The organism is Amycolatopsis sp. NPDC104587 (assembly GCF_055583645.1).
In genome coordinates this window covers 306,688-328,516 of sequence record NZ_JBVJNO010000013.1, presented here as the reverse complement: position 1 = coordinate 328,516, position 21,829 = coordinate 306,688, and the positions used below count along the sequence as shown (strand labels likewise).

24 protein-coding genes are annotated in these 21,829 nt (G+C 73.6%); 12 read left to right on the top strand and 12 right to left on the bottom strand.

Annotation, left to right across the window (positions count from 1 at the left end):
• Complete coding sequence (locus tag ACZ61C_RS35865; RefSeq protein ID WP_465312335.1) at positions 1 to 504, bottom strand: CGNR zinc finger domain-containing protein; 504 nt, start codon at positions 502 to 504, stop codon at positions 1 to 3.
• Positions 505 to 598: 94 nt separating this feature from the next.
• Here ACZ61C_RS35865 and ACZ61C_RS35860 point away from each other — a divergent pair, with 94 nt between their 5' ends.
• The 3 genes from ACZ61C_RS35860 to ACZ61C_RS35850 are packed head-to-tail and all read left to right on the top strand — an operon-like array spanning position 599 to position 2,661.
• Positions 599 to 1,468 carry a DUF427 domain-containing protein gene (locus tag ACZ61C_RS35860; RefSeq protein WP_465312334.1) on the top strand — a complete coding sequence of 290 codons (870 nt, stop codon included), beginning with the start codon at positions 599 to 601 and terminating at the stop codon, positions 1,466 to 1,468.
• A 1-nt stretch (position 1,469) separates the two neighbouring features.
• Entirely contained in the window at positions 1,470 to 2,183 is a 714-nt protein-coding gene (locus ACZ61C_RS35855; RefSeq protein WP_465312333.1) for an SDR family oxidoreductase, read from the top strand.
• Positions 2,167 to 2,661 (top strand): VOC family protein, encoded by a 495-nt coding sequence (locus tag ACZ61C_RS35850; protein ID WP_465312332.1) that lies wholly within the window; start codon positions 2,167 to 2,169, stop codon positions 2,659 to 2,661. Before ACZ61C_RS35855 ends, ACZ61C_RS35850 begins: the two co-directional genes overlap by 17 nt.
• A gap of 52 nt (positions 2,662 to 2,713) precedes the next feature.
• Here ACZ61C_RS35850 and ACZ61C_RS35845 read toward each other — a convergent pair whose 3' ends face one another.
• Positions 2,714 to 3,871: an NAD(P)/FAD-dependent oxidoreductase gene (locus tag ACZ61C_RS35845; RefSeq protein WP_465312331.1), complete on the bottom strand. Its 1,158-nt coding sequence runs from the start codon at positions 3,869 to 3,871 to the stop codon at positions 2,714 to 2,716.
• 116 nt (positions 3,872 to 3,987) lie between these two features.
• Between ACZ61C_RS35845 and ACZ61C_RS35840 the strand changes: the two genes are divergently transcribed.
• On the top strand, positions 3,988 to 7,281 hold the full coding sequence (locus tag ACZ61C_RS35840; RefSeq protein WP_465312360.1) for a TM0106 family RecB-like putative nuclease: 3,294 nt from the start codon (positions 3,988 to 3,990) through the stop codon (positions 7,279 to 7,281).
• Here the strand turns inward: ACZ61C_RS35840 and ACZ61C_RS35835 are convergent.
• Positions 7,177 to 7,500 carry a hypothetical protein gene (locus tag ACZ61C_RS35835; protein ID WP_465312330.1) on the bottom strand — a complete coding sequence of 108 codons (324 nt, stop codon included), beginning with the start codon at positions 7,498 to 7,500 and terminating at the stop codon, positions 7,177 to 7,179. The genes ACZ61C_RS35840 and ACZ61C_RS35835 overlap by 105 nt on opposite strands.
• Before the next feature lie 176 nt (positions 7,501 to 7,676).
• On the opposite strand from ACZ61C_RS35835, the gene ACZ61C_RS35830 reads away from it, so the two are divergent.
• From ACZ61C_RS35830 to ACZ61C_RS35820, 3 genes are read left to right on the top strand one after another with little or no spacing between them, the layout of a single operon-like run.
• Positions 7,677 to 8,912 carry an NAD(P)/FAD-dependent oxidoreductase gene (locus ACZ61C_RS35830; RefSeq protein ID WP_465312329.1) on the top strand — a complete coding sequence of 412 codons (1,236 nt, stop codon included), beginning with the start codon at positions 7,677 to 7,679 and terminating at the stop codon, positions 8,910 to 8,912.
• A gap of 45 nt (positions 8,913 to 8,957) precedes the next feature.
• Positions 8,958 to 9,782, top strand: a complete 825-nt coding sequence (locus tag ACZ61C_RS35825) for an alpha/beta hydrolase (protein ID WP_465312328.1) — start codon at positions 8,958 to 8,960, stop codon at positions 9,780 to 9,782.
• A 35-nt stretch (positions 9,783 to 9,817) separates the two neighbouring features.
• The gene (locus ACZ61C_RS35820; protein ID WP_465312327.1) at positions 9,818 to 9,958 is read left to right on the top strand and encodes a hypothetical protein; all 141 of its coding nucleotides are present in this window, start codon (positions 9,818 to 9,820) and stop codon (positions 9,956 to 9,958) included.
• On the opposite strand, the gene ACZ61C_RS35815 is transcribed toward ACZ61C_RS35820, so the two are convergent.
• Positions 9,955 to 10,362 (bottom strand): STAS domain-containing protein, encoded by a 408-nt coding sequence (locus ACZ61C_RS35815; protein WP_465312326.1) that lies wholly within the window; start codon positions 10,360 to 10,362, stop codon positions 9,955 to 9,957. The genes ACZ61C_RS35820 and ACZ61C_RS35815 overlap by 4 nt on opposite strands.
• Before the next feature lie 318 nt (positions 10,363 to 10,680).
• On the opposite strand from ACZ61C_RS35815, the gene ACZ61C_RS35810 reads away from it, so the two are divergent.
• Positions 10,681 to 11,496, top strand: a complete 816-nt coding sequence (locus tag ACZ61C_RS35810; protein WP_465312325.1) for a hypothetical protein — start codon at positions 10,681 to 10,683, stop codon at positions 11,494 to 11,496.
• Here the strand turns inward: ACZ61C_RS35810 and ACZ61C_RS35805 are convergent.
• Genes ACZ61C_RS35805 through ACZ61C_RS35790 form a run of 4 tightly spaced genes read right to left on the bottom strand, consistent with a single transcriptional unit; the run spans position 11,486 to position 15,329 of the window.
• Positions 11,486 to 12,376: an alpha/beta fold hydrolase gene (locus tag ACZ61C_RS35805; RefSeq protein WP_465312324.1), complete on the bottom strand. Its 891-nt coding sequence runs from the start codon at positions 12,374 to 12,376 to the stop codon at positions 11,486 to 11,488. The two genes, ACZ61C_RS35810 and ACZ61C_RS35805, sit on opposite strands and share 11 nt — an antisense overlap.
• A complete protein-coding gene (locus ACZ61C_RS35800; protein WP_465312323.1) occupies positions 12,373 to 13,452 on the bottom strand; it encodes a tartrate dehydrogenase in 1,080 nt (359 codons plus the stop codon). Before ACZ61C_RS35800 ends, ACZ61C_RS35805 begins: the two co-directional genes overlap by 4 nt.
• A 57-nt stretch (positions 13,453 to 13,509) precedes the next feature.
• A complete protein-coding gene (locus tag ACZ61C_RS35795) occupies positions 13,510 to 14,391 on the bottom strand; it encodes a LysR family transcriptional regulator (protein ID WP_465312322.1) in 882 nt (293 codons plus the stop codon).
• 5 nt (positions 14,392 to 14,396) lie between these two features.
• Positions 14,397 to 15,329: an MBL fold metallo-hydrolase gene (locus tag ACZ61C_RS35790; RefSeq protein ID WP_465312321.1), complete on the bottom strand. Its 933-nt coding sequence runs from the start codon at positions 15,327 to 15,329 to the stop codon at positions 14,397 to 14,399.
• A gap of 87 nt (positions 15,330 to 15,416) precedes the next feature.
• On the opposite strand from ACZ61C_RS35790, the gene ACZ61C_RS35785 reads away from it, so the two are divergent.
• Positions 15,417 to 16,289, top strand: coding sequence for an AraC family transcriptional regulator (locus ACZ61C_RS35785; RefSeq protein ID WP_465312320.1), 873 nt, complete (start codon positions 15,417 to 15,419; stop codon positions 16,287 to 16,289).
• On the opposite strand, the gene ACZ61C_RS35780 is transcribed toward ACZ61C_RS35785, so the two are convergent.
• The 4 genes from ACZ61C_RS35780 to ACZ61C_RS35765 all read right to left on the bottom strand — a co-directional run bounded on the left by ACZ61C_RS35780 (position 16,290) and on the right by ACZ61C_RS35765 (position 18,445).
• The gene (locus ACZ61C_RS35780) at positions 16,290 to 17,147 is read right to left on the bottom strand and encodes a S1 family peptidase (RefSeq protein WP_465312319.1); all 858 of its coding nucleotides are present in this window, start codon (positions 17,145 to 17,147) and stop codon (positions 16,290 to 16,292) included.
• Between the two features lie 77 nt (positions 17,148 to 17,224).
• Positions 17,225 to 17,854: a TetR/AcrR family transcriptional regulator gene (locus ACZ61C_RS35775; RefSeq protein ID WP_465312318.1), complete on the bottom strand. Its 630-nt coding sequence runs from the start codon at positions 17,852 to 17,854 to the stop codon at positions 17,225 to 17,227.
• Between the two features lie 148 nt (positions 17,855 to 18,002).
• The gene (locus tag ACZ61C_RS35770) at positions 18,003 to 18,125 is read right to left on the bottom strand and encodes a hypothetical protein (RefSeq protein WP_465312317.1); all 123 of its coding nucleotides are present in this window, start codon (positions 18,123 to 18,125) and stop codon (positions 18,003 to 18,005) included.
• The gene (locus ACZ61C_RS35765) at positions 18,122 to 18,445 is read right to left on the bottom strand and encodes a hypothetical protein (protein ID WP_465312316.1); all 324 of its coding nucleotides are present in this window, start codon (positions 18,443 to 18,445) and stop codon (positions 18,122 to 18,124) included. Before ACZ61C_RS35765 ends, ACZ61C_RS35770 begins: the two co-directional genes overlap by 4 nt.
• 127 nt (positions 18,446 to 18,572) lie before the next feature.
• Between ACZ61C_RS35765 and ACZ61C_RS35760 the strand changes: the two genes are divergently transcribed.
• From ACZ61C_RS35760 to katG, 3 genes are all read left to right on the top strand, one after another.
• Positions 18,573 to 19,058 (top strand): pyridoxamine 5'-phosphate oxidase family protein, encoded by a 486-nt coding sequence (locus tag ACZ61C_RS35760; protein WP_465312315.1) that lies wholly within the window; start codon positions 18,573 to 18,575, stop codon positions 19,056 to 19,058.
• Positions 19,059 to 19,125: 67 nt separating this feature from the next.
• Positions 19,126 to 19,557 carry a Fur family transcriptional regulator gene (locus ACZ61C_RS35755; protein ID WP_465312314.1) on the top strand — a complete coding sequence of 144 codons (432 nt, stop codon included), beginning with the start codon at positions 19,126 to 19,128 and terminating at the stop codon, positions 19,555 to 19,557.
• A 28-nt stretch (positions 19,558 to 19,585) separates the two neighbouring features.
• Positions 19,586 to 21,814, top strand: coding sequence for a catalase/peroxidase HPI (katG, locus tag ACZ61C_RS35750; protein ID WP_465312313.1), 2,229 nt, complete (start codon positions 19,586 to 19,588; stop codon positions 21,812 to 21,814).
• Positions 21,815 to 21,829: the final 15 nt, after the last annotated feature.

Genomic DNA, 21,829 nt, shown 5'->3' with positions numbered 1-21,829 from the left:
TCAGTCCGCCGTGCCCGGGCGGGAGCGCTGGTAGTGCCGCCGGGCCTTCATGCGGTTGCCGCAGACCGCCATCGAACACCAGCGGGCGCTGTTGGGCTTGCTGTGGTCGATGAGGAACAGCCGGCACTCCGGGTTGGCGCACGGGCGCAGCCGGCCGGGGCTCGCCTTGGTGAGCTCGTCCCACGCGAGCACGGCCCGCGCGGCGGCCGAGCGGCCCGGCGGGACGTCGAGCCGCCACTCGACACCGTCGTCGCCGAACGCGGCCCGGTAGCTCACGTCGTCGACGAACCGGGCGGCCGAAGCGGGCTTGTCCTGGCCGCGCACGATCCGCTGGAGCACGGACCGCGCCTCGAGCAGCGCGCGGTGTTCGTCGTCGGTCGCCGGCTGCCCGTGGGCGGCCAGCCAGTCGTGGCCCGCCGCGGCGGCGGCGAGGTCGTCGCCGGGCACCCCGTCGCGCACCGGGGTGGTGTTCAGCAGGTCGAGCAGCAGGTTCTCGTCCACCATCGTTCTAACCTCCAAACTCACACTTGACAGGTTACACGACGGGTGATTGTGTGTCTAACCATCAAATCAAGTAATAAAGGTTAGGAGCGAGACGATGGGACTGGCCTGGCAGCAGGGACCGCTTGCCACCCGGGCGGTGGGGCACTTCCTGGTCGAACAGCCGCTGCCCGAGCGGATGCTGTTCGCCGAGCCGCTGCGGCGGCGGATGCGCGTGCGGTTCGGCGGGGAGTGGATCGCCGACAGCGAAGACGTCGTGCTGCTGCACGAACCCGGCCGGTACCCGGTGGCGTACTTCCCCCTCACCGACGTCCGCGAGGACGCGCTCGTGGCGGAAGACCGGACGACGACGCACCGCGACCTCGGCCCGACCGGGTGGTTCACCGTGCGGGCGGCCGGCGAGCAGGCGCCGCGCGCCGCCTGGCGGCACACCGGCCTGCCCGGCCACGCGGACGTCCTGCGCGACCGCGTCGCCTTCGCCTGGCGGGCGATGGAGGCCTTCTACGAGGAGGACGAGCGGATCGTCGGGCACGCGGCCGACCCGTACCACCGCGTCGACATCCGGCAGACCTCGCGCCACCTCGTCGTGCGTGACGGCGACCGCGTGGTCGCCGAGACCCACCGGCCGGTCGTGCTCTACGAATCCGGCTTCGCGCCGCGCTGGTACGTGCCGCGCGAAGACATCGACCTCGACGCCCTGACCCCGGTCGACGGCCGGACGTTCTGCCCCTACAAGGGATTGGCCGGGTACTACGACATCGGGGCCGGCAAGCGCGCCGCCTGGTCGTACCCGGACGCGTGGCCGGAGGTCGAGCGGGTGTCCGGGTTCGTGTCGTTCGAACCGGACGTCGTCGAGGTGACCCTCGACGGCCGGAAGCTCGCGCTCGAACCGGGCCAGACCGTGACCCCGCACGGCATCGACCGCGGCCTGGACCCCGACGAACTGCTTGCCGTGAAAGGGAACTGAGATGACTTCACTGAAGGATCGCCGGGTGCTCGTCGTCGGCCGCGGCGGCGGCATCGCCCGCGCGGTGACGCTCGCGCTGCGGGAAGCCGGGGCGAAGGTCGTCGTCGCCGGGCGCGACGAAGCGGCTCTGGCCCAGGCGTACGACGACCCGGACGTCACCACGGCGGCCGTCGACCTGACCGCCGAAACCGCCGTCGCCGCCCTGGCCGAGCGGCTCGGCCGGGTCGACCACGTCGTCTCGACCGCGTCGGCCCGGGCCCGCGGCACGGTGGGCGACCTGGACCACGACACGGTGCTCAGGTCGTTCGACGTCAAGGTGCTCGGCCCGCTCCTGCTGGCCAAGCACTTCGCGCCGCGCATGCCGGAAGACGGCTCCTTCGTCTTCTTCTCCGGCTCCTCCGCGCGCAAGCCGGCGGCCGGCATGCTCGCCGTCGGCGCCACCAACGCGGCGGTGGACGTCCTCACGCGGGGGCTCGCGGTCGAGCTGGCGCCGATCCGGGTGAACACGATCTCACCCGGCACGATCGACACCGGCGCGTACGACGCCCTCGGGGACGAGAAGAAGGCCGCGTTGTTCGCCACGCGCGCGGCGACCAGCCCGGCGCGCCGCGTCGGGCGCGCCGAAGACATCGCCGAAGCCGTGGTCTTCGCGCTGGGCAGCACGTTCCTGACCGGGGTGTCCCTCGGGGTCGACGGGGGTGAACCCCTTGTCTGAGCCGGAGTTCCGCCTGGAAGTCCTCACCCTTCCGGTGTCCGATGTGGACCGCGCCAAGCGGTTCTACACCGAGCAAGCGGGCTTCACCCTCGACGTCGACTACCAGCCGAACGACGGCTTCCGCGTGGTCCAGCTGACCCCGCCCGGCTCGGCGGCGTCGGTCCAGCTCGGCACCGGGCTGACCGACGCGGCCCCCGGATCGGCCCGCGCCGGTTACCTCGTGGTGTCCGACATCGAGGCGGCCCACCGTGTGCTGGCCGGCCGCGGGGTGCCGGTCGACGCGTTGCGGCACAAGAAGTCCGTGGACTGGCAAGGGGACTACGCACCGGGCGTGGACCCGGACCGGAGGGACCACGCGAGCTTCTTCGGCTTCGCCGACCCGGACGGCAACACGTGGGTGGTCCAGGAAAGCGGACACGCTTCGTTCCCCGCGTCCCGCCACGTCACCGGCGCGGGAAGCGGAAACGCCGGCCGATGACCGCCGTGCTGCTCGAGTTCGCCACCAGCCGCAGCGCGCGCAACGTGACTCCTCAGGCGCGCACCGGCTCCCGCAGCCGGGCCTCGCGCTTGCCGTCGTGGACCCACCACTTGCGCACCCCCGGCTTGCGGGCCTCGTAAGCCAGCTGCCAGACCGTGCTCCGGCAGACGAGCTCCTTGAGCTTCGCGCCCAGGCGGCCGCCGACGTACAGCCCGACCACCCGGTCGTCGCGGTGGGAGAACTGGAAGACGCCGCGCCCGCGGCCCAGGCTCAGGCACTGGCCGGCGAACCCGGCCCCGATCGAGGCCGGTTCGGCGCCGGCGATCCGGGCCAGCACGGTCGCGGCGGCCTGCGGGCCGAGCTGCACCGCGGACTGGCAGCCCATCCGGAACGGCAGGTCCGACGGCGTCGCCGCGTCGCCGGCCGCGATCACCCGGTCGTCGTCGACGCTGGTCAGCGTCTCGTCGGTGCGCAGGCGACCGGCGAGGTCGGTGCTCAGCCCGCTGCGCGCGGCCAGGTCGGGGACCCCGAACCCGGCGGTCCAGACGGTCACCGGGCCCGGGAGCTCTCGGCCGTCGTCGAGCCGCACACCCTCGCGGGTCACGGCCGTCACGGTGGCGTCGCCGAGGACCGTGACGCCGAGCCTGGCCAGCTGGCGAGCCACCGCACGCCGTCCGCGCGGGTGCAGGTACGGGCCCAGCTCCCCGCCGCAGACGAGGGTCACGGCGCGGCCGTTCTCGGCGAGCTCGGCGGCGGTCTCGATGCCGGCGGGCCCGGCGCCGACCACCGTCACCGCCGCGCCCGGAGCGGCTTCGAGCACCGCGTGAAGCCGTTGCGCTTGCTCAAAAGTGGCCAGCGGGTGCGCGAACTCGGCCGCGCCGGGCACGTCCGAGCGGGCGTCGTGGCTGCCCACGGCGTAGATGAGGTAGTCGTAGCCGATCGGGTCGCCGTCGGCGAGGGTCACGGTGCGGCCGGCCGGGTCGATCGCGGTGGCCGTGCCGACGACCAGCCGGACGTCGGCGGCCAGGACGTCCCGGAAGCCGGTGCGCGCGGCGTGGGTGCCGCCGGCCAGCTGGTGCAGGCGGATGCGCTCGACGAAGTCGGGCCGCGGGTTGACCAGGGTGACATGGACGTCGTCGCGCCGCGTCAGGCGGTTGGCCGCCATCACGCCCGCGTACCCGCCGCCGATCACCACCACTTCGGTGTTCATGGGTGTCTCCTTCGCTCGTCGGCCTCAAGACACCGGCCGGGGGCGGGCTGTGACACCGGCGTGTCGACCACCTTGTGCTCCGGCCGGGGGAGCCGGCCGTGTCAGACTTCGCGGCGATGTACACCCCAGCCGACCTCGCCGACCTGCTCGAATGCGAGCACCGCAGCATCCTGAAGCAGGCGCTGGCCGCGGGCCTGCCGGGCGCGCCCCGGCCCGCTCCCGGGCCCAGCAGGCCGGCTGCCGACCGCCGGGACGCGGCGAAGGCGACCGAGGAGGCCCTGCGCTCCGGCGCGATGGTGATCCACCAGGCCGTCCTGCACGACGGGGAGTTCTCGGGCCACGCGGACCTCCTGGTCCTGGACGGCGAAGGCCGCTACGAGGTCCACGACACCACCCCGGCGCGATTCGCCGAGCCCGCCGCCGTCGTGCGGCTGACGGCGTTCGCCGACGCGCTGCGCCGCGGCGGGTGGCCCGCCGGCCCGCTCATGCACCTGCGCCTCGGCGACGGCGGGGTCCGCACCCTGCGCGTCGACGACTTCCGGCCGCTGGTCGACCGGCTGCGGACCCGGCTGCACGACCGCGAACCCCGGCTGCCGGACCGCCTCTGGGCCGACGAACGCCCGGCCTGCGCCGGCTGCGGGTTCGCCCAGCACTGCACGACGGCCCGGGAGGCCGACCGCGACCTTTCGCTCGTGGCCGGGATGCGGACCGACCAGCGCCGCAAGCTCGTCGCCGCCGGGCTCGGCTCGATCGACGCGCTCGCCGCGGCCGGGCCCGCCGACCGCCCGCGCGACCTGTCGGCCACGTCGTACGCGAACCTGCGCGCCCAGGCCGCGCTCCAGGTCCGGCAGGACACCACCGGCGACATCTCCTACGAGATCGTCGCCCCCGAAGCCCTCGCCGAACTGCCCGCGCCGGCCGAGGGAGACCTCTTCCTCGACCTCGCGGGTGATCCGCACGCGCTGGCGGGCGAAGGGCTGGAGTACCTCTTCGGCGCGGTCACCACCGACGGAGACCGGCGGTTCACGCCGTTCTGGGCGCACAGCCGCGCCCAGGAGAAGCGGGCGTTCGAGGAGTTCGTCGACTTCGCCACGGCCCGCGTCACCGAGCACCCCGGCTCGCACGTCTACCACTACGCGCCCTACGAGGTCACCGCGATCAAGCGGCTCGCGGCGGTGCACGGGACGCGTGAGGAGGAGGTCGACCAGCTGCTGCGCGGCGGCGCCGTCGTGGACCTGCACACCGTGGTGCGCAAGGCGTTGCGGGTGTCGCAGCGGTCGTACTCGATCCGGTACCTCGAAGCGCTCTACCTGCCCGGCGCCCGGGAAGGTGGCAAGACCGCGCTCTCGGACGTCGACGCCTACGAGGAGTACCTGACGCTGTCCGGGCAGCCGGAACGCGCCGAGGAGGCCCTGCGCGGGATCGCGCAGAACACCGAGTACGACTGCGTTTCCGCCCTGCGCCTGTTCGAGTTCCTCCACCAGGTCCGCGCCGACGCCGGCATCGAGCTCCCGGAACCGGTCGAAGAGTCCGCCGAAGACGCGTTGATCCGCCAGACCGAGGAAGACCTCGCCGCCGAGCGGCGCGCCGAACGCGCGGCGGCGCTGGCCGCGCTCGTCGACCCGCTGCTCGACGGGCTGCCGGACGACCCGGGCGCCTTCACCGCCGACGAGCGGGCCCGGGCGCTGCTCGCGGCGTCCGTCGGTTACCACCGCCGGGAGACCAACCCCGCGTGGTGGGAGTACTTCCGGCAGCTGGCCGCCCCGCTCGGCGACCTCGAGGTCGACACCGCCTGCACCGTGCCGGTCTCCCTGGAGGCGGGGGAGTGGGTGCCGCCGGCCGGGCGCGTCCGCAACGCCAAGCGGACCCTCCGGCTCGCGTGCGACCCGGACCGGCCGCACCCCTTCGCCCCCGGCGACGACGTCCGGCTGCGCTACGGCGACACCGCCCGCGACGCGAAGGTCGTCGCGGCGTCGGCCGTGGAGCTGACGCTGGAGGAGAGCTGCCCGCCGGACGCGACGACCACGGACCGGCCGTCCGCGGTGCTGCCGGGCAGCCCGGTGCGGCCCTCGCCCAAGGACGAGGCGGTCGCCGACCTCGCCCGGCTCGTCGTCGACGCGCTGCCGGTGCTGCCGGACCATCCCGGGGTCGACCTGCTGCGCCGGACACCGCCGCGGCTGCGCGGGGGAGCCGCGCTGCCGGAGCCGGGGGACGACCTGGTCGCCACCGTGATCGAGGCCGTCGACGCGCTCGACGGCTCGGCGCTCGCAGTGCAGGGGCCGCCGGGGGCGGGCAAGACCTACCTGGCCGGGAAGCTGATCGCCCACCTGGTGCGCGCCGGGCGGACCGTCGCGGTCACCTCCACCAGCCACAAGGCCGTGGAGAACGTGCTGAGCGCGGCCAAGAAGACCGCGCCGGGCCTGCCGTGCGCGAAGCGGGCGAAGCGGACGCCGGACCCGGCGGTGCCGTGGGAGCAGCCGAAGAGCAACCCCGCGCTGGTGAAGTGGCGCGAGGAGAACAACACCGGGCACCTGGTCGGCGGCACGGCGTGGACGTTCGCGAACGCGGCGATCCGCGAAGAGCCCTTCGACCTGCTGATCATCGACGAAGCCGGCCAGTTCGCCCTCGCTGACGCGCTCGCCGTGTCGATGTGCGCGAAGAACGTCCTGCTGCTGGGCGACCCGCAGCAGCTGCCCCAGGTCGTGCAGGGCACGCACCCGGCGGGCGCGGAGGCGTCGGCGCTCGGGCACCTCATCGGCGGGGCCGACATCATGCCGCCTTCGCTCGGGTACTTCCTCGACGAGACGCGGCGCATGCACCCGGCCGTGTGCGAGCCGGTGTCGAACCTGTCCTACGCCGGCCGCCTGCACGCCCACCCGTCGGCGGCCGAGCGTGCCCTCGACGGGATCGAGGCGGGGCTGTACCTCACCGAGGTCGACCACCACGGCAACACGACCCGCTCGGTGGAGGAGGCGGCCGCCGTCGTGGACGTCGTGGCGCGGCTGCACGGCCGCCCGTGGACCGACCGCGGCGAGACCCGGCCGCTCGGCGACGCCGACATCGTCGTCGTCGCGCCCTACAACCTGCAGGCCCGGACGGTGACGCGCGCCCTGGCCGACGGCGGGTTCCCCGGTGTCCGGGTCGGCACGGTCGACCGGTTCCAGGGCCAGGAGGCGCCGGTCGTGCTCACCACGATGACGTCGTCGTCGGCGGTCGACCTGCCGCGCGGACTCGACTTCCTGCTTTCGCGCAACCGGCTCAATGTCGCGCTTTCGCGGGCGCAGGCACTGGCGGTGCTGGTGTGTTCACCGCGGCTCGTCGAGGCCGACATCCGGACCGTGGAGCAGATGCGCCTGGTCGCGGGCATGATCGGCCTGATGTCCGCAGCCGCACCGTGGCCGCTCGGCTGACTTCGTCCACTGCAGCGCGGCGTGCCACGCGGCGATCAGCGCTTCGTCGTCGGCGTACGTCGGCGCCGTGCCGACCGGCACCCAGGCCTGCTCGACCGCCGTGCCGTCCTCGACGCGCAGCACCGTCACCCCGGCGTACTCCAGCACCTCACGCGCGTGCCCGGCCGGCACCGAGACCGCGCGGGTGCCCAGCCGCAGCCGCACTTCCCGTTCACCCATCGACCACGCTTCCCGTCAGGTTCGACGATGATGTCGCGCACCGGCCGTGATCCGTAACAGGATCGGCGGTGGGTGTGCGCCGAGCGGCACCGGAGCACCGGTCGGCGGTGGTTTTCGCCGGTGACCGGTTGATCGCCGGCGGACCGGGCACTCTCCGGTGGACGGAGGGAGCGGGCATGACGGGTGCGTCCGAGGTGGTCGTCGTGGGGGGAGGCCTAGCGGGGCTGAGCGCCGCGGTGACCCTGCACCGGGCCGGCGTCCGGGCCACGGTGCTCGAGGCGGGGGACGACGTCGGCGGCCGGGTCCGCACCGACGTCGTCGACGGGTTCCGGCTCGACCGCGGGTTCCAGGTGCTGCTGCCCGCCTATCCGGCGCTGCGGCGGCTGGCCGACGTGGCGGCGCTGCGGCCGCGCCCGTTCACCCGCGGCACGATCGCGATGACGCCGGGCGGACGGCGTCTGCTGGCCGGGCCGGGGCACGGGGTGTCCGCGCTGCGCGGGGTCGCCGGGTTCGCCGCGAGGCATCCGGGCGACAGCGTGCGGCTGGCGGCGCTGGCCGCCCGGGACGTGCTGAAGGTCGCCGGGGACGACGGCGGCCGCAGCACCGCCGAGGAGCTGCGGAGCCTGTCGCCGGACACGGTCGAGCAGGTGCTGCGGCCGTTCCTCGCCGGGGTCTTCCTCGATCCGGCGCTGGACACGTCCGCGCGGATGTTCCACCTGATCTGGCGCAGCTTCCTGCGCGGCGGCGGGGTGCTGCCGGCGGACGGCATGCAGGCGCTGCCGCGTCAGCTGGCGGCGATGCTGCCGACGGACGTGGTCCGCACCGGCGTCGAAGTCACCGAGGTCACCGCGGACGGCGTGCGCACGAGCGCGGGTGAGCTGCCCGCGCGGGCGATCGTGGTGGCGACGGAAGGCGACACCGCCGCGCGGCTGCTGCCCGGGGTCGAGGCGCCCGGCTGGCACGCCGTGACGACGTTCTACTACTCCGCCGCGGAATCGCCGTTGCGGTCGCCGACCCTGCTCGTCGACGGGCTCGACGAGCTGCTGGTCAACACGGCGGTGCTCAGCGAAGTGGCTCCCGGGTACGCCCCGGCGGGGTCGGCGCTGGTCACGGCGTCGGTGCCCGGCCACGCCGACCCGGGCCTCGAGCCGCGGGTGCGGGCGCGGCTGGCGCACCTCTACGGCGTCGACACGCGCGACTGGGGACTGGTCGGCACTTACGCACTACCCCGGGCCCTGCCGGTGTTCGGGCCGGGCGCGCCGGTGCGGCGGCCGGTACGGGTGGCGCCGGGCCGGTACGTCTGCGGTGACCACCGGGACACGCCGTCGGTACAGGGCGCGCTGGTGTCCGGCCGGCGCGCGGCCACGGCGTTGCTGGCCGACTTGGGCGCTGCCCGGCCGCGGGGGTCGTAAAGCGCGTGCGTCTCGCTCGCCGTGCCGCCGCAGTAGCCTGGCCCGATGGCCGTCGCCGTGCGGGTGCTGCTGGTGATCCTGGTGGTCGTCGTGGTGGTGCTCGCGCTCTTTTGGGCGTTTCAGCGGCGGCTGATCTACCTGCCGGACACCACATCGCCGCCCGCCGCCGCGAAGGTGCTGCCCGGCGCCGAAGACGTCCGCCTGCACACCGCCGACGGCCTGGAGCTGGGCGCCTGGTTCGTCCAGCCGCCGGGCCGGGACCCGGCCGCGACCGTGCTGGTGGCCAACGGCAACGGCGGCAACCGGGCCGGGCGCGCCTCGCTGGCCGCGAAGCTCGCCGAGGCGGGATTGGCCGTGCTGCTGTTCGACTACCGCGGCTACGGCGGCAACCCGGGTGACCCGAGCGAAGCCGGCCTGGCGCTCGACGTCCGCGCGGCCCACCGCTTCCTGGTCGAGGACCGGCGGGTGCCGCGCGAACGGCTCGTCTTCTACGGCGAGAGCCTGGGCTGCGCCGTGGTCACGGAGCTGGCGCGCGAGCTCCCGCCCGCCGGGCTGGTCCTGCGCTCACCGTTCGCCGACCTGGCCGCGGTGGGCGCCGAGGCCTACCCGTTCCTGCCCGTGCGGCTGCTGCTGCGTGACCGGTTCCCGGTCCGGGACACGGTCGCGGGCCTGCGGGTGCCGGCGGTGGTCGTCCTCGGTGACCGCGACTCGCTCGTCGCGCCCGCCCAGAGCCGGGAGGTGGCTGCCGCGGCGTCCGCCCGGCTGGTCGAGGTGCCCGGCGCCGACCACAACGACCCCGTGCTGGTCGAAGGGCCGCAGGTGGTCGACGCCGTGACGTCGCTCGTGGAGCGCGGCTATCCCCGGAAGTGATGTTTGTCCGCCCGGGACCCGGGAATCTTCTGGGCATGGCTGATGCGGGAATCACCGAAATGACGGGCCGGGCCGGGACCATCGCGGGTCTGCGGCGGGTGCTCTTGGCGTTCGGGGTCGGCGGCGCCCTCGGGTGTCTCGCGTGGATGGCGTTGTGGCTGGCGATCCACCTCTAGGAACGCAGGCGGGGCAGGACGGCCAGCCAGCCCAGCGCGTCGTCGACGCTGCGGTGGACCGGCAGGGTCCGTTCCAGCCCGAGCACGGCGAGCGGCCGGAGCACCGCGCGATGCGCCGCGACGATCGCGAACGGCACCCCGCTGACGTGCGCTTCCGAGGCGGCGAACAGCAGTTCGGTGACGCCCCGGGCGCTGCAGAAGGTCACGCCCGAGAGGTCGAGGAGCAGCGCTCGCGGCGCCAGTCCGGTCTCTTCGGCCAGGCAGGTTCTCAGCCGGGCGACGGCGGCCAGGTCGATTTCTCCCCGGGCGGTCACGGTGGTGGTCTCGGCGGTGGCGGTCACGCGCAGCGCGAGCGCGGCGGGAACGTCCACCCGGGAGTTCGGAGCGATGAGCTGGTCGAGCACACAGGCCTCCTCGAGGCGAGGTAAGGCCGGGAAGCCGGCACACCCGGTGCCCGTCTCCCGGAGCCCCGCGGACGAAACGCGCGGGGAACGGGCGGCTACCGGCTGAACCGCGACTCCCTCACCCTACGCCTTGATCGACGGTCGCCTTCTCGCCCGGGCGCGAAGATCGGGCCGAGGGAGCTGCCGCCGTCGCTGCCCTACGGCGATCCGCTGGAGAGCCTGACCGGTGGTGCCGGCGAAGCGGCCGGCGACGGTCAACGGCCGGCGTGCTGTCCGGCGCTCTGGTGCGCCACCGGCGGGTGCGGTAGAACCGGAAGCGTGGCCGAGCGCGCACGGCGCCCCGACCCGCACGTCACCGTCGAGCGGGACGTGCTGGTGCGGTACCTCGACGCCTGGACCGCGACAGTCCTGCGCTCGCAGCGCGGCGGCACCTACGTCGAATGCGGCGGCTTCGCGGCCGACGCGTTCCGGGTGTTCGGCGAGTTCACCGACCGCCTCGGCGACCACCACCTGGAGGCGGTGCTCGTCGGCCAAGAGGCGCCTCCCGCGCCGGCCGGGTTGAGCGTCCGGACGGTCGCCGCGCTCGACGACGTCGAGGTCGCGGGGCCGATGCTCGCGCACCTGTCCGGCGCCGGGTGGCCGTCGGCGTTCCTGCGTGGCAAGGCGCACGAGGTCGTGTTGACGACGGCCGAGGCGGGGGAGGAGCACCGTGACCGGCTGCGGGCCGCCGGGCTGGGGTGTGCGGTGGTGGTGGAGCTGGTGGCCGGTGACGGCGGCGCGCACGTGCTCGTGTTCGCCACGGCGGACAGCAAGCACCTCGCGACCTTCAAGAACGAGCTGTGGGCCGTGGACGAGTTCGCCGGCATCCAGTACCGCGACCCGCGCGACACCGAGCGCACCCTGGTGGACATCTCGCTGACCCCACAGCTGCTCCCGCTGCGCCGCGCCCTGCTGTCCGAAGTGGACCGCCGGGTCCGGTGCACCGTCGCCCAGCTGCAGCGGTTCACCTTGCTGGAGACGATCTACCGCACCGAGGACACCGCCGGCGCGCTGACCGCCGCGGTGGCGGCCGGGGAGGTCGCGCGGGAGCCGGAGAAGGGCCGGTTGACCGCCCGCACCGTCCTCAGCCGGTGACGGCGAAGAAGTCCCCGAGCGCGGCGGCCACCCGTTCGGGTTGTTCCTCCGGCAGGTAGTGGTCGCTCGGCAGCGCGTGCCCGCGCACGTCGGTCGCGTACTCCCGCCACACGTCCAGGACGTCGTAGCTCCGGCCGACGAAGCTGTGTTCTCCCCACAGCGCGAGCAGCGGCATCGGGATCCGGCGCCCGGCGTCGGCGCGGTCGTGCTCGAGGTCGACGCCCGCGGCCGCGCGGTAGTCCGCACAGGACGCCGCGATCGCGGCCGGGTCCGCGAAACACCGGACGTACTCCCGGACCGCGCCCGGGTCGAAGGGCGTGCCGCCGTGGTGGCGGGCGGTCATCCGCGCGGTGACCCAGAACTCCGGGTCGGCGCCGATGAGGTGTTCCGGGATCCCGTGGCCCGCGGCGAGGAAGAACCAGTGGAAGTACCCGAGCCCGAACGCGGTGTCGGCGTGCTCGAAGGCGTGCCGGGTCGGGACGATGTCCAGCACGGCCAGCGCCGACACCGCGTCCGGCGCGTCGAGGGCGAGCCGGTGCCCGACCCGGCCGCCGCGGTCGTGGCCCGCGACGGCGAACCGCCCGAACCCCAGCGCGTTCATCAGCAGGAGCTGGTCGCGGGCCATCGCCCGCTTGGCGTATTCGGCGTCACCCGGGGTCGGCGGCGGCTTGGCGCTGTCGCCGTACCCGCGCAGGTCGGCGAGCACCACGGTGTGCGTGGCGGCCAGCAGCGGGGCGACGTGGTGCCAGATGAGGTGGGTCTGCGGATACCCGTGCAGCAGCAGGAGCGGCGGCCCGGCGCCGCCGACGGCGCAGTGGATCCGCACGCCGTCGGCGTCGATCGTGTGGGTGGTGAAGGCGGCGGGCAGCGGGACACTCATGGACGGGCTCCGGTTCGGGCGGCGGTGAAGTCCAGGACGGCTCGGGTGAAGGTCTCGGTGGTCGCCGTGCCGCCGAGGTCGGGCGTGCGCACCGGCGTCTTCGCGAGGACGTCGGTGATGGCCCGCTCGACCTCGGCGGCGGCCTCGCCGTGGCCGAGGTGCTCCAGCAGCAGCGCCGCGGTCCAGATGGCGCCGAGGGGGTTGGCGATCCCGCGGCCCGCGATGTCGGGCGCGGAGCCGTGCACCGGCTCGAACATCGACGGGAACTCGCGCTCGGGGTTGATGTTCGCCGCCGGCGCCAGGCCGATGCCGCCCGCGACGGCGGCGGTCAGGTCGCTGAGGATGTCGCCGAAGAGGTTGGACGCGACCAGGACGTCGAAGCGCGCGGGGTCGAGGACCAGCTTGGCGCACAAGGCGTCGATGTGCTCGGAGTCCCACGTGACGTCGGGGTGGGCGCGCGCGGTCTCGGCGACGAGCTCGTCCCAGAACGGCATGGTGTGCACGATGCCGTTCGACTTGGTCGCCGAGGTCAGCCGCCCCCGGCGCGCACCGGCGAGCCGGAAGGCGAAATCGGCGACGCGGGTCGTGCCGGCCCGGGTGAACACGGCCTCCTGCACGGCCATCTCGTCCGGGAAGCCCCGGCCGAGCCGGCCGCCGATCTCGCTGTACTCGCCTTCGACGTTCTCCCGCACGACCACGAGGTCGACCTCGCCGGGCCGCGCCCGCCGCACCGGGCTCTCGAGCCCCTCGAAGACCTTCACCGGCCGCAGGTTGACGTACTGGCGGAAGCCGCGGCGGATGGGGATCAGCAGGCCCCACAGGGAGACGTGGTCGGGGACCGCCGGGTCGCCGACGGCGCCGAGGAAGATCGCGTCGTGGTGGCGGATCCGGTCGAGCCCGTCGGCGGGCATCATCGCCCCGGCTTCGAGGTGGCGCCGGCACGACCAGTCGAACTCGTCGTAGGCGAACGTGACGCCGTGCCGCCGGCCGACGACGTCGAGCACCCGGCAGGCGGCGGGTGTGACCTCCGGCCCGATGCCGTCCCCGGAAATGAGCGCGATGCGATGGGTGACCATGCCGCTGATCGCATCACCCGGACACCGCCCGCGTCCAAGACCGGGTTCCACCCGGCGTTATCGGCCGGGCTTATAAGCGACCGCGAGGAACGCGCTCGCCGCCGGGCTCAGCTCGCCGGTCCGGCTGGCCAGAGCGAGGTGGAGGTGGCTCGCCGGTTCGAGGTCGAGGACCAGCGCGCCCGCCTGGCGCGCCAGCGGCGCCCAGGAGTCGGCGAGCACCGCGACCCCGACCCCGCCCAGCACGAGCGGCAGGACGGCCTCGCGGTGCTCGGTCTCGACGACCTCGGTCAGCTCCACTCCGCCGGCGCGGATCTCGTCGACGAAGCGCCGCATCCCGGTGCCCGGCTGGCCGACGATCAGCCGCTGCCCGGCGAGATCTTCTTGGCGCACCACGGTTTCCGGCGCGAACGGCCCGTCGGCGGGGGCGACGAGCACGAAGCGCTGCCGGCCGAGCGGGCGCAGCTCGACCCCCGCGGCGGCGGGCGGGTCGGCGGCGGCCAGCAGCCCCAGCTCGGTCTGTCCACTTCGGACCTGGTGGACGACTTCGGCCGCGGTGAACGCGGCCCGCACGGCCACGGACAGGCCGGGGTGCGCGTCGGTCACGGCCTTGATCATCCGGGCCAGCGGCTCGACGGCCTGCGACGGCATCGCCGCGATCTCGACCCGGCCGACCCGCAGGCCTGCCACGGATTCGACGCTCGACCGGGCCGTCGCGAGCCCGCGGACGACCTGGCGCGCCGGCTCGATCAACGCCGTGCCGGCGTCGGTGAGCACGAGCCGGCGTCCGACGCGGTGGAACAGCTCAAGCCCGAGGTCACGTTCGAGCGCGCGGACGGCCTGGGACAACGACGGCTGCGCGACGTACAGCGCCGCGGCGGCCTTGTTCGCGCTGCCGTGGTCGACCACCGCGAGGAAGTAGCGCAGCTGCCGGGCGTCCATGGTGGTCAGTCTCGCAGAGGAACCGCCGGTGATCCTTCCGAAGGAGCCCATCGGTGGATGGTGAACCGGCTGCCGTCCCGGCGGACCTCGGCCGCGCCAGGACCCGCGAAGTGCGCCGGCACGACGAGCTCTCCGGTGTCCGCCGCGCGTTCCAGGACGCTTAGCCGGGTTTCCGCGGCCTGGCGCGGGTCTTCGCAGAAGCAGCTGCTGTGCTCCGGCGCGAGGATCTGCACCGGGCTGTGCAGCAGGTCGCCGACGAACACCGCACGGCCGGAGCCGGAGGCCAGGCGCAGCACCGACGAGCCGGGCGTGTGGCCGGGCGCGGCCTCGAGCGCGAGGTTGCCGTCGATGCGGTGGCTGCCTTCCCACAGCACGGCCCGGCCGAGCACCGGCGCGACGCTGTCGGCGTAGACGAGCAGGCTGCCGTCCCGGCGCAGCCGCTCGCGTTCGTCGCGGGGCGCGGGCCGGCGGTGGGCGTTGCGGGGGGCGAAGTAGACCTGGTCGGCGCGGGGGACGAGGTAGGTGGCGTTCGGGAACGTCGGCACCCAGTCGCCGTTGCGCCGCTCGGTGTTCCAGCCGACGTGGTCGTAGTGGATGCGGGTGTTCACCACGACGTCGACGTCCTCCGGGCGGACGCCGGCGGCGGCGAGCCGGTCGAGGAACGGCGTCGCCAGGTGGTCGAACAGGGGGATCTGCGGCCGGTCGCGGTCGTTGCCGACACCGGTGTCGACGAGCACGACCCGGCCTTCGTTGCGGAGCACCCAGGTCTGCACCGCGCCGCGGTAACCGCCGGTGGCGGGGTTCCAGTGGTCGGGCGCGAGCCAGCCCGCGTTGTCCTGCCAGAGCCGGTCCGGGCTGCCCGCGACGATGGTCCGCGCCGGGGCGATCTCGCCCTGCCACTCGAGGACTTTCAGGACTTCGACGTCACCGATGTGCATGACTCCACGCTGCCATGACACGGTGAGCGTTCCCATGTTCTATTTGCTCGTTCTGATACGTGATCGTCTCATGGCTACGATGACGGCGTGGACCTCCTGAGCGACGCGATCGCCGCGGTGCGGATCGGGCGGCCGACGTCGAACCGGCTGCGCGCCGGCGACGGCTGGTGCTACCGCTTCGCGCCGTACGAGGGAGCGGGCTTCCACGTGCTGCTGCGCGGCAGCGGCTGGCTGGTGCCGGACGGCGGCGAGCCGGTGCCGCTCGGCCCGGGCGACGCGGTCCTCGTCCCGCACGGCGGCGCGCACACGCTGTCCGCGACCCCGGACACGACCGGCGCGGTCCCGTTCGAGACGGCGGTCCCGGAACCGGGCGGCCGCACGGAGTTCCTGTGCGGCAAGTACCGGCTGGACCACGCCCGGCGGCACCCGCTGCTGGCGACGCTGCCCGAGGTCGTCCACCTGCCCGCCCGCGTCGGCGGCCACGCCGAGCTCCGCGCGGCGATCGACCTGCTCGGCGCGGAGGTGACCGACCGGCGGCCGGGCCACACGACGGTGCTGACGGGGTTGCTGGACCTGCTGCTGGTGTACCTGATCCGGGCGTGGCTCGACGGCAACCCGGCGGCGGGCTGGCCCCAGGCGTTGCGCGACCGCGAAGTCGCGGCGGCGCTGGAGGAGCTGCACACGAACCCGGCGGCCCCGTGGCGCGTCGAGGACCTGGCGGCCCGGGTCGGCCTTTCCCGCGCGACGCTGGCCCGCCGCTTCACGGCGTTGACGGGCCAGCCGCCGATGGCGTACCTGACCTGGTGGCGGCTGACGACGGCGGCGCGGCTGGTGCGGGAGACGGACCTGCCGCTGCCGTCGATCGCCGCGAAAGTCGGGTATGCGTCGCCTTTTGCGCTGTCGCACGCTTTCAAGCGGCAGTTCGGCGTCGCTCCGGGCGCCTACCGCACGGCTCGCTAGTCAGCCGGTCTGCTCGTGGATCCAGTCCGCCACGACGTCGACCCTCGCGATCGTCTCCGGCCCCGGCTGGGGGCACGGCGGCCCGGTGTTCACGATCGCCACCAGGGTGCCCGTCCGGTCGTCGTCGTCCGAGACGAAGAACGGGCCGCCCGAATCCTCCGGGCAGGGGCCGTTGTCGACCGTGCGGGTGCCGATCGGCTGCGCCTCCAACGTTGTCCGGTCGATGCCCGAGACCCGGAAGTGCCCGCGTTTGAGGTGGTCCGACGGGCCGAGCACGGTCGCCGAATGGGAACCCCAGCCCGCGAACTGCAGCTCTTCACCGACCGCGGGGCGCTCCTGGGCCAGCGTCACCGGGGTGATGCCCTCGACCGGCGCGCTGAGCTTCGCGACCGCCAGGTCGTTGAGCGGCGACTGCCGGACGTCGACGACCTCCGCCGTGTGGCCGCCCGGGTCGCTGTCCTTGAGCCGGCCGACCGTCACCGTCATCGTGTAGCGCGGCCGGCCGCCGATGCGGGCGTCCTTCAGGTCGTGGAAGCAGTGCCCGGCCGTGACCACCCACTGCGGCGCCACCAGCGCTCCGCTGCACGCGCCGTCCCGGACGCCGCCGCCCGGGACCGGGATGTCCGCCGACGTCAGCTTCGCGTTGAACGGCAGCACCGGCGCCGGCGCGGGCGCCGGGGGAGCGGACGTCGCCTCGGGATCAGGCAGGCTGTGCGCGTGGGGTGACGCCGCCAATGCGGGCAGTGGGGGCGCCGCGGCCAAAGCCGTGTGCGCGAACGCGATGCCGGCCCCCGCCAGCACCGCGACCGCGGTGACCCCCGGCCGGAACAGCCGTCGTCGATCCGAAGTTCGCCTCACACCTCGAATACACGTGCGGGAGGCCGGTTTGGTTGAGTGGACCGCGTTTGCCCCGCTCAGCCTGTGTGACGCAGACCTCACCGCCGCCGGCGGGCCGGTTTCCCGGCGATCGCCGGCCACAGCACGGAGACGACCGCCTCGGGGATCCCGTCCGTCGGCTCGCCGCGGTGGAAGGCGGCGAAGTAGCTGCCGAAGCACATCGTCGCGATCGTGTGCTTGTCGACGCCGTCCTGGACCGCGCCGCTTTCCTGCAGCTGCGTCAGCACGTTTTCGACCAGCGTGACCCGCGGTTCGACGGCGTGCTCGCGGAGGATCCCGAGCAGCTCCGGGGTGCGGATCGCCTCGCCGGCGAAGTTGCCCATGAGCACCATCGCGTCCGGGTTGAAGTACGCGGGGTCGAGCCGGCGGACGGCCTCGGTGAACGCCTCCCGCGGCTCCAGCCGCGCCAGGTCCACGGTGTACATGTCCCGCTGCCGGCGGAAACCGTAGTCGAGCGCGTCGACGACCAGTTCGAACTTCGTCGCCCACCGGCGGTAGAGCGTCGGGCGGCTGACCTTCGCGTCCGCCGCGATGTCGCCGATGGTCATCAGCGAATACCCGTCGCGGACCAGCCGGTCCCGGGTGGCCAGGATGATCGCCTCGTCCAGCGCCGCGTCCCGGGGACGGCCGCCGGGGCGCGGCCTGGCTTCCTTGCTTGCTTCCGCCATGGCCCGACCCTAGCCGATCCGTTACGAGCAGTGGTCGTTACGCAACGACATGATCGACCGCAGCATCCCGTTCCTCGACGTCAAGAACCGGACCGCGGGCGGGGAGCTGGAGACCTGGCCGGATCGCCGAGCCCCGCGACGTCCTCAACTACTTCAGCGTCACGGCCGCCAACTGCTCGGTGATCTCCGCCAGCAGCTCGGTCGCGGCGGTGCCGAGCGCGGCCAGGTCGGCCAGGGTCACGTGGGTCTCCGGCGCGGCGGGCGCGGTCATGTCGGCTCCTCGAGGGCGGCGTGGCGGGCGATGACGGCTTCGGCGAACTCGGCGTGCACGCGGAGGTACTCGTCGAGACCGACCGCCGTGTCCGCCCACTGGTGCCAGCGGACGTGGGCCTCGGCGACGTCGAGCTTCGCGGCCGCGGCCACCGCCGCGGCGCTCGTGCCGGCGAGGATCGCGTGGTGCATCAGCGACGGCGACGAGCGCTTCGCCAGCTCGGCCAGCGCCGCGAGGCGGGCGAGCTCGGCGAGCGCGTCGGTGCGGCGCGGGCGCGGGACCGGGCTGGTGCTCTCCAAGTCCGTGAGGACGCTGGTCATCGAACGACTCCTGGTCGGAAGCAGCTGAGAGAACCTGGACGTCCGACGTTTACCCCTCCGGGTCTCGGGTAAACCCGGTGGCTCGTGATCTCCGTCTCACCGGATCGGTGGCAGAATCCGGGTCCTGATGACGGACGACACGCTCGCGGCGCACGCCCGCGCCCTCCTCGCGGCCAACCGCTACCTGACCTTGGGCACGACCGACGCGGACGGCGGCCCGTGGACGTCTCCGGTGTACTTCGCCCCGGCCGACGACCGGACCTTCGTGTGGGTTTCGGAGTCCGATGCCCGGCACTCCCGCAACCTCGCGCAGCGTCCGCGGGTGAGCCTCGTCGTCTTCGACTCGACGGTCGCGCCGTACCACGGCCGGGCCGTCTACGCGGTCGGTGAGGCCCGGGAGGCGGCGGACGCCGAGCTCGACCGCTTGCTCGGGTGCTACCCCCGGCGTGACGACGACGGCGCGTCGGAGCTGACCCGGGACGACGTCACCGGGTCGTCGCCGTACCGGCTCTACGTGGCGACGCCGACGGAGTCGTGGGTGCTGTGCCCGCGTGCTCCCGGGCAGCCGTGCGCGCTGCACGGCCTGGCGAAGGACCACCGGGCCCGGCTGTAGCGGGAGCCGCGACACGGCCGGGTGGCTATTCTTGATTCATTCCAGAAAATGCGGCAGACTCGGCCCCGTGCCCACGACCACGGAGTTCGAGCGGATGCTGCGCGAGGTGTCCCTGCGCGTCACGCGTCCGCGGCTGGCGGTGCTGTCCGTGGTCCACGGGCACCCGCACGCCGACACCGACTCGATCATCGGGGCCGTGCGCGAAGGTCTCGGGGAAGTGTCCCACCAGGCCGTCTACGACGTCCTGCGGGCACTCACCGGAGCGGGGCTGCTGCGGCGCATCCAGCCGCCCGGCTCCGTCGCCCGGTACGAGGCCCGCGTGGGGGACAACCACCACCACGTCGTGTGCCGGTCCTGTGGGGCCATCGCCGACGTCGACTGCGCCGTCGGCCACGCGCCTTGCCTGACCGCGTCGGACGCCCACGGCTTCGTGATCGACGAAGCCGAGGTCGTCTACCGGGGCCTGTGCCCCGACTGCTCCACCGCGCCGAGTTCCTGAACGTTGTTCCCGTCCCGGAAGGATTCCTGTGTCTGACAGTGCTGACGCCAAGGTTGGCGAGCTGAACGAAGAGGCCGCCGGCGGCTGCCCGGTTTCGGCCGGGCGTCGCAACCACCCGACCGAAGGCGCGGGGAACCGCGACTGGTGGCCGAACCAGCTCAACCTGAAGATCCTGCGCAAGCACCCCGCCGTCGCGAACCCGATGGGCGAGGACTTCGACTACGCCGCCGCTTTCAAGACCGTCGACCTCGACGAGCTGGCGCGCGACGTCGACGCCGTGCTGACCACCTCGAAGGAGTGGTGGCCCGCCGACTTCGGGCACTACGGGCCGTTCATGATCCGCATGGCGTGGCACAGCGCCGGCACCTACCGCATCGACGACGGCCGCGGGGGAGCAGGCGCCGGCATGCAGCGCTTCGCGCCGCTGAACAGCTGGCCGGACAACGGGAACCTCGACAAGGCGCGCCGGCTGCTCTGGCCCGTCAAGAAGAAGTGGGGCCAGAAGGTCTCCTGGGCCGACCTGATGATCTTCACGGGCAACCGCGCCCTGGAGACCATGGGCTTCAAGACCTTCGGCTTCGCCGGCGGCCGCGCCGACGTGTGGGAGCCGGACGAGGACGTGTACTGGGGCCCGGAGCGCACCTGGCTGGGCGACGAGCGCTACACCGGTGACCGCGACCTGGAGAACCCGCTCGCCGCGGTCCAGATGGGCCTCATCTACGTCAACCCCGAAGGCCCGAACGGCAACCCGGACCCGCTGGCCGCGGCCCGCGACATCCGCGAGACGTTCGGCCGGATGGCGATGAACGACGAGGAGACCGTCGCCCTCATCGCCGGTGGCCACACCTTCGGCAAGACCCACGGCGCGGCCGACCCCGACGAGTTCGTCGGCGCCGAGCCCGAGGGCGCGGGCATCGAAGAGCAGGGCCTCGGCTGGAAGAACACCTTCAACAGCGGCAAGGGCCGGGACGCGATCACGAGCGGTCTCGAGGTCACCTGGACCTCGACGCCGACGCAGTGGAGCAACCAGTTCTTCGACAACCTGTTCGGCTACGAGTGGGAGCTGTCGAAGAGCCCGGCCGGCGCCCACCAGTGGGTGGCGAAGGACGCCGAGGACACCATCCCCGGCCCGGAGGCCGGCGACCCGGCCCGCAAGCCGACGATGCTGACCACCGACCTGTCGCTGCGCGTCGACCCGGTCTACGAGCAGATCTCCAAGCGCTTCCACGAGAACCCGGACCAGTTCGCCGACGCGTTCGCCCGCGCCTGGTACAAGCTGACCCACCGCGACATGGGCCCGATCCAGCGTTACCTCGGCCCGCTGGTGCCGGCCGAAGCGCTGATCTGGCAGGACCGCGTCCCCGCCGTCGACCACGAGCTGGTCTCCGACGCCGACGTCGCCGACCTCAAGGCGAAGCTGCTGGACTCGGGCCTGACCGTCGGCCAGCTCGTCTCGACCGCGTGGGCGTCGGCCTCGACGTTCCGCGGCAGTGACAAGCGCGGCGGCGCGAACGGCGCCCGCATCCGCCTCGAGCCGCAGCGCGGCTGGGAGGTCAACGAGCCCGACCAGCTCGCGCAGGTCCTGCGCACGCTGGAAGGCGTCCAGGAGTCCTTCAACTCCGCGCAGTCCGGCGGCAAGAGGGTCTCGCTGGCCGACCTGATCGTGCTGGGCGGCACCGCCGCGGTCGAGAAGGCCGCCGCGGACGCCGGCGTCACCATCACGGTGCCGTTCACCGCGGGCCGCACCGACGCCACCCAGGAGCAGACCGACGCGGAGTCCTTCGCGCCGCTGGAGCCGACGATCGACGGCTTCCGCAACTACCGCGGCAAGGGCCACCGCCTGCCGTCGGAGTTCCTGCTCGTCGACCGCGCGAACCTGCTGAACCTGAGCGCGCCCGAGCTGACCGTGCTCATCGGCGGCCTGCGGGTGCTGGGCGCGAACCACCAGCAGTCCGCGCTGGGCGTGTTCACCGAGACGCCGGGCAAGCTGACCAACGACTTCTTCGCGAACCTCCTCGACATGGAGACCGAGTGGAAGTCGACGTCCGAGGACCAGGAGACCTTCGAGGGCCGTGACCGCGCCACCGGCGAGGTCAAGTGGACCGGCTCCCGCGCCGACCTGGTGTTCGGCTCGAACTCCGAGCTGCGTGCCGTGGCCGAGGTCTACGCCAGCGACGACGCGAAGGAGAAGTTCGTCCGCGACTTCGCCGCCGCGTGGACGAAGGTCATGGACGCCGACCGGTACGACCTGGTCTGAGCCCCCGCACCCCGC